8 protein-coding genes and 1 pseudogene are annotated in these 9325 nt (G+C 72.2%); 5 read left to right on the top strand and 4 right to left on the bottom strand.

The features are described from left to right. Positions 1–415 (top strand): annotated as a pseudogene (locus tag CCR87_RS04640) (MFS transporter); the annotation flags it as partial. A 49-nt stretch (positions 416–464) separates the two neighbouring features. Here the strand turns inward: CCR87_RS04640 and CCR87_RS04635 are convergent. Beyond that, on the bottom strand, positions 465–1865 hold the full coding sequence (locus CCR87_RS04635) for a dynamin family protein (RefSeq protein WP_201156400.1): 1401 nt from the start codon (positions 1863–1865) through the stop codon (positions 465–467). A gap of 306 nt (positions 1866–2171) precedes the next feature. On the opposite strand from CCR87_RS04635, the gene dusA reads away from it, so the two are divergent. Then, complete coding sequence (gene dusA, locus CCR87_RS04630; protein ID WP_242511858.1) at positions 2172–3161, top strand: tRNA dihydrouridine(20/20a) synthase DusA; 990 nt, start codon at positions 2172–2174, stop codon at positions 3159–3161. A 3-nt stretch (positions 3162–3164) separates the two neighbouring features. On the opposite strand, the gene CCR87_RS04625 is transcribed toward dusA, so the two are convergent. Together CCR87_RS04625 and hemE are read right to left on the bottom strand one after the other, a co-directional pair. Further along, positions 3165–3581 (bottom strand): c-type cytochrome, encoded by a 417-nt coding sequence (locus tag CCR87_RS04625; RefSeq protein ID WP_242511857.1) that lies wholly within the window; start codon positions 3579–3581, stop codon positions 3165–3167. Between the two features lie 86 nt (positions 3582–3667). Next, entirely contained in the window at positions 3668–4747 is a 1080-nt protein-coding gene (hemE, locus tag CCR87_RS04620; RefSeq protein ID WP_201156398.1) for a uroporphyrinogen decarboxylase, read from the bottom strand. A 102-nt stretch (positions 4748–4849) separates the two neighbouring features. Between hemE and hemC the strand changes: the two genes are divergently transcribed. Beyond that, positions 4850–5812: a hydroxymethylbilane synthase gene (gene hemC / locus CCR87_RS04615; protein WP_201156397.1), complete on the top strand. Its 963-nt coding sequence runs from the start codon at positions 4850–4852 to the stop codon at positions 5810–5812. A gap of 71 nt (positions 5813–5883) precedes the next feature. Next, positions 5884–6648, top strand: a complete 765-nt coding sequence (locus CCR87_RS04610) for a dienelactone hydrolase family protein (protein WP_201156396.1) — start codon at positions 5884–5886, stop codon at positions 6646–6648. A gap of 198 nt (positions 6649–6846) precedes the next feature. On the opposite strand, the gene purD is transcribed toward CCR87_RS04610, so the two are convergent. Continuing rightward, complete coding sequence (gene purD, locus CCR87_RS04605) at positions 6847–8115, bottom strand: phosphoribosylamine--glycine ligase (RefSeq protein ID WP_201156395.1); 1269 nt, start codon at positions 8113–8115, stop codon at positions 6847–6849. Positions 8116–8178: 63 nt separating this feature from the next. Between purD and xseA the strand changes: the two genes are divergently transcribed. Then, positions 8179–9325, top strand: a 1147-nt coding sequence (xseA, locus tag CCR87_RS04600) for an exodeoxyribonuclease VII large subunit (RefSeq protein WP_201156394.1), incomplete at its 3' end; no start/stop codon positions are given.

Below are 9325 nucleotides of genomic sequence, written 5' to 3'. Positions count from 1 at the left end.
TGGCGGGCTGGCGGCGCTGCTGGCGGCGGCGTTTCTTGCGGGCGGGGTGACGACGCCGCTGTATGCGCTGTTTCTTGCCCATACCAATGACTTTCTCGACGCCGAGGACATGGCGGCGGCGTCGGGGGGGCTGGTGTTCACCTTCGGGCTGGGTGCCATCAGCGGCCCGCTGGCGGCCGGCTGGGCGATGGAGACGCTGGGGCCGCCGGGGTTCTGGCTGGTGCTGGGCACGACCTTTGCGGCGATCGCGCTGCATGCGCTCTATCGCATGACCCGGCGCGACGCCGCCCCGGCGAGCGAGACCGAAAGCTACCTCGGGGTGCTGCCGACCACCTCGGCGGTGGCGGTGGAGGCCGCGGGCGCCTGGGCCGCCGAACAGGCCGAGGCCGAACGCGCGGACGACGCTCGGTCCTGATCGCCCCGCACCCCCGGCGGGCCCTGATCCCTGTGTCGCGCGCGCGGGATCAGGGGGCGCGCAGGACCTCCGGCCCGCCGCCGCGCCAGGGATCGGGGGCGGGCGCCTCGGGGGCGATGTCGGCTGCGTCGGCGCCGACCGACGCGTCGCGCAGCACGTCATACAGCTCGCTGCGCAGCCTGGGGATGTCCTGCTCGATCAGCGTATTGAGGACTTCGCGATCGGCGGGCCGAATCGCCGGAAAGGTCTGGAGGCCGCGCTTGTGGGCCATGTCGCGCGCCCTCGGGTGCACCTCCTGCCACATCGCGCGCAGGTCCTCGGCCTGGTCGCGCATCAGCAGTTCGGTGTCGTGCAGGCCCTCGAAGATCTCGTCGAAGCTGTCGATCTGGCGCCGCCGGGCGCGGGGAAACGAAACCAGCTCCAGCACCGCGACCATCGCGATCACGGCGACGGCCAGCGCCGGCAGGGCGACGATCAGCCCGGTCACCGCCGCCCCCCCGCCCAGCGCAAGCACCACGAGCGTCAGCACGCTGTAGGTCCGCTTGCGCGTCCGCCGGTAGCGTCGCGCGGCCTCGTCGATCACATAGGCATGCAGGCGCAGGCGCTCGGCAAAGGCCGCCATCTGGGTGATCTGGTTGTCCATCCGGCGCGTCGGCGCGCGGTGGAGTTCCTCGATCAGGTCGTGGCGGGCCTTCTCGAAGTCGTCCATCCGCAGCCCGGATGCGGGCTTGCCCGCGATCGGGACGAAGGTGTTGTAGATCATCGGCAGATCCTTGCGCGGGATCACCTTGCCGAGGTTCCAGCACAGCGCGCCATAGGCGCGGGCGAAATCGTGCAGGTTGTGGAACTGATCCATCTTGTTCAGGACGATCAGAAGCTTGTGGTCGATGCCCACCAGCGATTCCCGGAACACCTGGAGCGTCTCGCCGGTGGTGCCGGGCTTGTCGGGATCAAAGAAGATCATCACCAGGTCGGCGCGCTCGGCGAACCAGCGCACGACGGCGGGAAAATCGAACCCCCGGCCGTTCTCGGCCTTTGCCTCGTCGATCATGCCGGGGCTGTCGATCAGCGTCACGGTGTGCAGAAGATCGGACGGGCGCAGCTTCAGGCGGATGTGCGACACCAGCTGGTCGCCGAAATGGCGCAGCCCCTCATAGGGCAGGTCGGGGTTGCTGACGACCGAATGGCCGTCAAGGTCGGTGTCATGGGGGCCATGGGTGATGATCGTGAAGCCGTCGTCGGTGGGCGCCACGCCGGTCTTCTGCACCTCGGCGCCCAGCAGATGGTTCACGAAGGTGGACTTACCCGACGAGTGGTTGCCGAGCAGCAGCACCTGCGGCGGGCGGCGCAACTCGCCGACGGTCGGCGGCCTCCGGAACATGAACGCCTTGGCCAGCGGGACGAGGGGGTCAGTGTAATACTCGCGGATCCGGTCCGCGAACTGTTCCATGACATGCTGCAAAGGTTGCTCCCTGACGGTGGGCAAGGCCCCGTGATCGGCGATGCTACGATGGCGCCCGGGAATCGGCGACACCAGAGGAAAACGCCATTCACAAAACGGCTAGTGCGGGACCATGTCCGCACGATTTCGATGGCGGGCCGGCGGCGGGCACCCGTGGCCGACCGGCCCCGGCGCGGTGGTTTCCCTGCGCCGTGCGGATCGGGTATAGCCTCGCTGCGGGGCCGTGGCGTGTCCGTGCGGGGGCCAGCCATGGTGCGGGCCGGTTTCATGCGCGGCAGCAAGAGGGGCAGGGACATGATGGCAGACCAGGCGCACAGGCTTTCGGTGGCGCCCATGATGGACTGGACCGACCGGCATTGCCGGATGTTCCACCGCCAGATCAGCGGCCGTGCCCAACTCTATACCGAGATGGTGACCTCGGCCGCGCTGGTGCGCGGGGGGGCGTGGCGGCTGCTGGCGCATGATCCGGCCGAACACCCGCTGGTGTTGCAGCTGGGCGGCAGCGACCCCGCGGAGCTGGCCGAGGCCGCGCGGATCGGTGCCGCGCAGGGCTATGACGAGATCAACCTCAATGTGGGATGCCCCTCGGACCGGGTGCAGTCCGGCTGCTTCGGGGCGGTGCTGATGAAGCGCCCCGATCTGGTGGCCGACTGCGTGGCGGCGATGCGCGCGGCCAGCGGCGCCGAGATCACGGTCAAGTGCCGCATCGGGGTGGACGACGACGATCCGCGCGTGGCCCTTCCGGGTTTTCTGGAGACGGTGGCGGCCGCGGGGGTGCGGCATTTCGTGATCCACGCCCGCAAGGCCTGGCTGGCCGGCCTCAGCCCCAGGGAAAACCGCGAGATCCCGCCGCTGGAGCACGATCTGGTGGCGCAGATGCTGCGGGACTTTCCTGCGCTGCGCCTCAGCCTGAATGGCGGGATCGGCACGCTGGAGGAGGCGCGGCGCTGGCTCGGGCGGGGGTTTCACGGGGTGATGATCGGTCGCGCGGCCTATCACACGCCCCATGACGTCCTGGCCGGGGCCGATGCGGCGATCTGGGGCATGCACACGCCCGTGCCCGACCGCGCCGAGGTGGTCGCGCGCATGCGCCCCCACATCGACCGGCACCTCGCGGCGGGGGGGCGGTTGCACGCGATCACGCGCCACATGCTGGGGCTGTTCGCGGGCCAGCCGGGCGCGCGGGCCTGGCGGCGGCTCCTGTCCGAGGGCGCCACGCGCCCCGGCGCCGGGCCGGAGCTGCTGGACGCCGCCCTCGCCGAGGTGCGCCCGAAGGCCGCCTGAGGGCTAGCGCTGGAGGCTCTCGACGTGTTCGGCGATGGCCAGCAGCGCGGCGGGGGTCGGCGTCAGGACGCCGTCGCCGGTTTCCACCATCACCATCGGCCCCGTCATGTCGGCGCCGAAGCTGGGCATGGCGCCATCGCGACCGTCGCGGGTGTAGCCGTCGATGTAGCTCATGACCGCCACCAGCGGAAAGGTGCCGCCGTTGTTGCGCGACAGCAGCGTCAGGTCGATGGGCGCCGGTGTGATGCCGACCGCGGCGGGCCCGTCGCCGCGCCCGCCCGGCCCGTGGCACACGGCGCAGTTCTGGTCGAACAGGGTGCGCCCGGCGACCTCGGCCGGGGGTTGCGGGGTGCAGGCGGCCACCAGTGCCGCCACGCCCGCCAGCGCCCCGAATCCCGTCGCCATCTGCCAGCGTGCCATGGTTGCCCTCCCGCTCCGGTGCCGTTGTGCGTGACAGTGGCACGCGTGCGCCCCGCCTGCCAAGGGGCGGCCCCTTTGGTGCCGCCTCAGCCGCGGATCGCCTCCAGCATGCGGTGGACGTTGTCGGGGTCGGCGTCGGGGGTGATTCCGTGGCCGAGGTTGAAGATGTGCGGCCCGCCCTGGAAGGCGCGGACGATGCGCCGGGTCTCCTCCAGCAGCGCGGGGCCACCCGTGACCATGTGCCGCGGGTCGAGGTTGCCCTGCACGCAGCCGTCCTTCTGCACCTCGCGCGCGGCCCAGTCGGCGGAGACGGAGTTGTCGATCGCCACGCAATCGGCGCCGGTGGCGCGGGCGAAGCCGACGTAATGCTCGCCGGCCTGGCGCGGAAAGGCGATGACGGGGATGCCCGGATGGCGGGCCTTCAGCGCCGCGGTGATCGCGCGCGCGGGTTCCAGCGCGTATTTCTCGAACGCGCCCTCGCGGCCCGCGCCCACCAGTGAGCCCGCCCAGCTGTCGAAGATCTTCACCACCTCGGCGCCCGCCTCGATCTGGGCCGAGAGGTACTCGATCGTGGCGTCCGTCAGCCGCGCCATCAGCGCATCGAACGCCGCCGGGTCGCCTTCGCGCATGGCATGCGCGGGGCCCTGGTCGGGGGTGCCGCGCCCGGCGATCATGTAGGTGGCCACCGTCCACGGCGCGCCCGCGAACCCGATCAGCGTGGTGTGGGCGGGCAGTTCGCGGCGCAGGATGCGGACGGTTTCGTAAACCGGGGCAAGGTGTTCGTGAATCGCCTCGGTCGGTTTCAGCTTCGCCACGCCGGCGGCGTCGGACAGGGTGGACAGCCGCGGGCCTTCGCCGGTGACGAACCACAGGTCCGCCCCCAGCGCCTGCGGCAGCAGCAGGATGTCGGCGAACAGGATCGAGGCGTCGAAGTCATACTTGCGGATCGGCTGCAGCGTGACCTCGGCCGCCAGTTCGGAGTTGTAGCACAGGCTGAGGAAATCGCCCGCCTGTGCGCGCGTGGCGCGGTACTGCGGCAGATAGCGCCCGGCCTGGCGCATCAGCCACACCGGCGGCGGGTCCACCCGTTCGCCGGCCAGCGCGCGCAGGATGGTCTTGGAGGGGCGGGTTTCGGTGGCCGTTTCGGCCAGGCGCGTATCGGCCATGGGCTGTCTCCTATGCTGGCCCGTTGGTCCTTCGGGCGGGCCGCGATGTCAAGCGCGCTGGACAGGTTGACAGCCCACCTTGACGCGGCCATTCATCGCCCCATGACCCGCGCACACCCCACCCCCGCCACTCCCCTGCGTATCGGCACCCGCGGCTCGCCGCTGGCGCTGGCGCAGGCGCACGAGACCCGCGCCCGGCTGATGGCCGCCCATGGCCTGCCCGAGGACGCCTTCGAGATCGCCGTGATCAAGGTCAAGGGCGACGACCGCCACATGGTGGCCGCCGACACGCCGTTGAAAGAGATCGGCAACAAGGGTCTCTTCACCCGCGAGATCGAGGAGGCGCTGCTCGACGGCAGCATCGACATCGCCGTGCACTCCATGAAGGACATGCCGGTCGAACAGCCGCCCGGCCTGATCCTCGATTGCTTCCTGCCGCGCGAGGACCCGCGCGATGCGTTCGTGTCGCACAAGCACGGCGGAATCGCGGATCTGCAGCCGGGGCAGGTGGTGGGCTCCTCCAGCCTGCGCAGGCGTGCGCAGATGCTGTACCGCCGTCCCGACCTGAAGGTGGTGGAGTTCCGCGGCAACGTGCAGACCCGCCTGAAGAAGCTGCAGGACGGGGTGGCCGACTGCACCTTCCTCGCGATGGCGGGGCTGAACCGGCTGGGCATGGCGGATGTCGCGCGCGGCCCCGTCAACCCCGAGGACATGCTGCCGGCGGTGTCGCAGGGCGCCATAGGGATCGAGCGGCGCCTGGACGACCCGACGACCGAGGCGCTGCTGGTGCCGCTGCACGACCGCGACACCGGCCTGCGGCTGGCGGCGGAGCGGACCTTGCTCGCGGGGCTCGATGGCTCGTGCGAGACACCGATCGCGGGGCTTGCGCTGATCGAGGGCGACCGGATCTGGCTGCGCGCCGAGATCCTGCGTCCCGACGGCAGCGAATGCCTGACCGACGAGGGGCGCGCGGCGCTGTCCGACGCGGCCGATCTGGGCGCCGAGATCGCGCGCCGGCTGCTGGGCCGCGCCCCTGCGGGCTTCTTCGACTGGCGCGCGGCCTGAGGGGCGGGGCCTGTTGTCGCACCCCGGCGGCGGGCTAGAACCTCCGGCATCAGCAGATGCCGGGGGTCCCCATGTTCCGACCGATTCTCTGCGCGGCCCTGATCGCCACTGGGGCGACGGTGGCCGCGCCCGCCAGCGCGCAGATTGTCACCGAGCCGTTGCGCTGGGAGGTTGACGGCGCCGCCTTCGAGGGGATGGTCGCGCGCAACACCAATCTGGATGCCCCGCGCGGTGTCGTGGTGATCGTGCACGACTGGAACGGCATCGACGCCTATGAGCGGGGCCGGGCCGAGATGCTGGCCGCGCAGGGCTTCACCGCTGTCGCCGTCGATCTGTTCGGTACCGACGCCGTGCTGGAGGGGATCGAGGACTACCGCCGCGAGACCGGCGCGCTTTATGCCGACCGCGGGATGTTCCGCGCCCGCCTGTCGGCCGCGCTGGAGGCGGCGGGCACCCTGCCGGGCGCCGACGCGGGCACTGTGATCATGGGCTACTGCTTTGGCGGGGCTGCGGTGCTGGAGGCGGCGCGCATGGGCGCGGATCTGGCGGGCTTTGTCAGTTTTCACGGCGGGCTGACGACGCCGGAGGGGCAGGACTGGCACGACGCCACCGGCGCGCCGATGCTGGTGCTGCACGGATCGGCCGATCCGGTGTCCGGCATGGCCGATCTGGGCGCGCTGATGGACGAGCTGCAAGCGGCCACCATCCCCCACCGCGCCGAGATCTACGGCGGGGCGCTGCACTCCTTCACGGTCTGGGGCTCGGACGACTATGACCTGTCGGCCGATCGCCGCGCGTGGCGGGCGCTGACCGGGTTCCTCGACGAGATTCTCTGAACGCGCGGCCTCAGGCCACCCCGGGGACCGCCGGGTGCGGCCCGGTGCGCGGTCCCGGATGCCCGCAGGCGGCGACGTGGGGGCACGACGCTGCCTTCGGGGGGGCGGCGACGCAGCGGGGAACCCGATGCGCGTCCGGGCGGGCCGCGCGCGTCGGCGTGGCGCGTGTGTGGCGCCGACGCGGCGTCGCGGCCCCCCTCAGCGAGGCAGCGCGCGCCAGCCGATGTCGCGGCGGCAGAACCCTTCGGGCCAGTCGACGGCGTCGACCATGGCATAGGCGCGGTCGTGGGCTTCGCGCAGGCTGGCGCCGCGGGCGGTCACCGACAGGACCCGCCCGCCGGCGGCCACCAGCTGCCCGTCGACGCGCGCGGTTCCGGCGTGGAACACCATGTGCCGGCTGTCGTCGGCCACCCCGTCCAGCCCTCGGATCGCGCTGCCCCGCGCGTAATCCCCGGGATAGCCGCGCGCCGCCAGCACCACCGTCAGCGCGTGATCCTCGGCCCAGTGCACGGCGACATCCCCCAGCCGCCCCTCGGCGCAGGCCAGCATCAGGTCGAGCGCCTGGGCGCCCAGCCGCATCATCAGCACCTGCGCCTCCGGATCGCCGAAGCGGGCGTTGTATTCCACCAGCCGTGCGCGCGGCGCCGCTTCGGGGCCGTCGATCATCAGCCCGGCATACAGCACCCCGCGATAGGGCGTGCCGCGCCGCGCCATCTCGGACAGCGTCGGGCGGATGATCGTCTCCATCACCTGCGCCTGCACCGCCTCCGTCAGGACCGGCGCGGGGGTATAGGCGCCCATGCCCCCGGTGTTCGGCCCCTCGTCGCCGTCAAAGGCGCGCTTGTGATCCTGTGCGGTGCCGATGGGCAGGGCGTCCTCGCCGTCGCACAGCACGAAGAACGACGCCTCCTCGCCGGTCATCATCTCCTCCAGCACCACGCGGGCGCCGGGCACGGCAAACAGCGCCTCCAGCGCGGCACGCGCGGTGGGCAGGTCGGGCGCGACGGTGACGCCCTTGCCGGCCGCCAGCCCGTCGGCCTTGACCACGATGGGCGCGCCGACGCGCTCCAGATGGGCGCGCGCGGCGTCGGGATCGTCGAACGCCGCCCAGTCGGCGGTGGGCACGTCGGCCGCGCGGCAGATTTCCTTGGTGAACGTCTTGGAGGCCTCCAGCTGCGCCGCCGCGGCCGAGGGTCCGAACACCGTCACCCCCACCGCGGCCAACGCGTCCGCCAGCCCCGCCACCAGCGGCGCCTCGGGGCCGATCACCACGAAATCCACGCCCGCGTCGGCGACAAAGGCCGTCACCGCGCCCGCGTCGCAGATGTCCAGCGCGGCCGTCTCGGCGATCTCGGAGATCCCGGCGTTGCCGGGGGCCACGATCAGCCGGTCGCATTTGGGGTTCTGCTTGATCGCCCAGGCGAGCGCGTGTTCGCGCCCGCCGCCGCCCAGCACAAGGATGTTCATCGGCTTTCCCTCCGGTCGCGGGCGTTCTAGGCTCCGGCCCGGATCGGCACAAGCGGGGGCGGGATGGATCTGTTCGAAGACGACGCGGCGGCGGTCGGCAACGCGCCGGAGCTGTCGGTCTCCGAGATCTCGGGCGCGGTCAAGCGGGTGATCGAGGGCGAGTTCGGCCGCGTGCGCGTGCGTGGCGAGGTCGGGCGCGTCAGCCGACCGCGCTCGGGGCATGTGTATCTGGATCTCAAGGATGACCGCGCGGTGCTGTCGGCGGTGATCTGGAAGGGCAACGCCACCCGGCTGGAAACCCAGCCCGAGGAGGGGATGGAGGTCGTCGCCACCGGCCGGCTGACGACCTTCGCCGGGCAATCGCGCTACCAGATGATCATCGAGGAGGTCGCGCCCGCGGGCCTCGGTGCGCTGATGGCGATGCTGGAAAAGCGCCGCCAGGCGCTGGCGGCCGAGGGGCTGTTCGATCCCGAGCGCAAGCGGCCGATCCCGTACCTGCCGCAGGTGATCGGGGTGGTGACCTCGCCCTCGGGGGCGGTGATCCGCGACATCCTGCACCGGCTGGCGGATCGGTTTCCGCGCCGGGTGATCGTGTGGCCGGTGGCGGTGCAGGGCGCCGCCTGCGCGGCCGAGGTCGCGGCCGCGATTCGCGGCTTCAACGCGCTGGTGCCCGGGGGGCCGGTGCCGCGGCCTGACGTGCTGATCGTCGCGCGCGGCGGCGGCTCGGTCGAGGATCTGTGGGGCTTCAACGAGGAAATCGTGGTGCGCGCGGCGGCGGCCAGCGAAATCCCCCTGATTTCCGCCGTGGGGCACGAGACCGACACCACGCTGATCGATTTTGCCGCCGACCGCCGCGCGCCCACGCCCACGGCGGCAGCGGAAATGGCGGTGCCGGTGCGGCTGGATCTGATTGCCTGGTCGGACGGGCAGGGCGCCCGGCTGACCCGCGCGCTGGGCATGGGGCTGGAGCGGCGCGGCCAGCGGCTGCGCGATCTGGCGCGCGCGCTGCCCCGCCCCGAGGCGCTTCTGGGCCAGGCCGCGCAGCGGCTGGACCTGTGGGGCGAACGCCTGCCGCTGGCGCTGGGCGTCGGGCTGGAGCGGCGCGGCCAGCGGCTGGCGGCGGTGTCGGCGGGGCTGCGGCCACGGCTGCTGGCCGACCGCGTCGCCCGGCTGGGCCGCGAGGTGGCGGGGCTGGGTGCGCGGCTGGTGC

The sequence above is a fragment of the Rhodobaculum claviforme genome (assembly GCF_016653255.1).
GTDB classification, from domain to species: domain Bacteria; phylum Pseudomonadota; class Alphaproteobacteria; order Rhodobacterales; family Rhodobacteraceae; genus Rhodobaculum; species Rhodobaculum claviforme.
The sequence above is the reverse complement of the archived record's forward strand: the minus strand, read 5'-3'. Positions and strand labels throughout refer to the sequence as shown.

What these genes read in the sequence shown, in the direction of transcription:
- dusA (WP_242511858.1), top strand. Translation starts at nt 2,172, where the DNA reads ATGATGGCAGACCAGGCGCACAGGCTTTCGGTGGCGCCCATGATGGAC.
- CCR87_RS04625 (WP_242511857.1), bottom strand. Translation starts at nt 3,581, where the DNA reads ATGGCACGCTGGCAGATGGCGACGGGATTCGGGGCGCTGGCGGGCGTG.
- purD (WP_201156395.1), bottom strand. Translation starts at nt 8,115, where the DNA reads ATGAACATCCTTGTGCTGGGCGGCGGCGGGCGCGAACACGCGCTCGCC.
- hemC (WP_201156397.1), top strand. Translation starts at nt 4,850, where the DNA reads ATGACCCGCGCACACCCCACCCCCGCCACTCCCCTGCGTATCGGCACC.
- CCR87_RS04635 (WP_201156400.1), bottom strand. Translation starts at nt 1,865, where the DNA reads ATGGAACAGTTCGCGGACCGGATCCGCGAGTATTACACTGACCCCCTC.
- hemE (WP_201156398.1), bottom strand. Translation starts at nt 4,747, where the DNA reads ATGGCCGATACGCGCCTGGCCGAAACGGCCACCGAAACCCGCCCCTCC.
- CCR87_RS04610 (WP_201156396.1), top strand. Translation starts at nt 5,884, where the DNA reads ATGTTCCGACCGATTCTCTGCGCGGCCCTGATCGCCACTGGGGCGACG.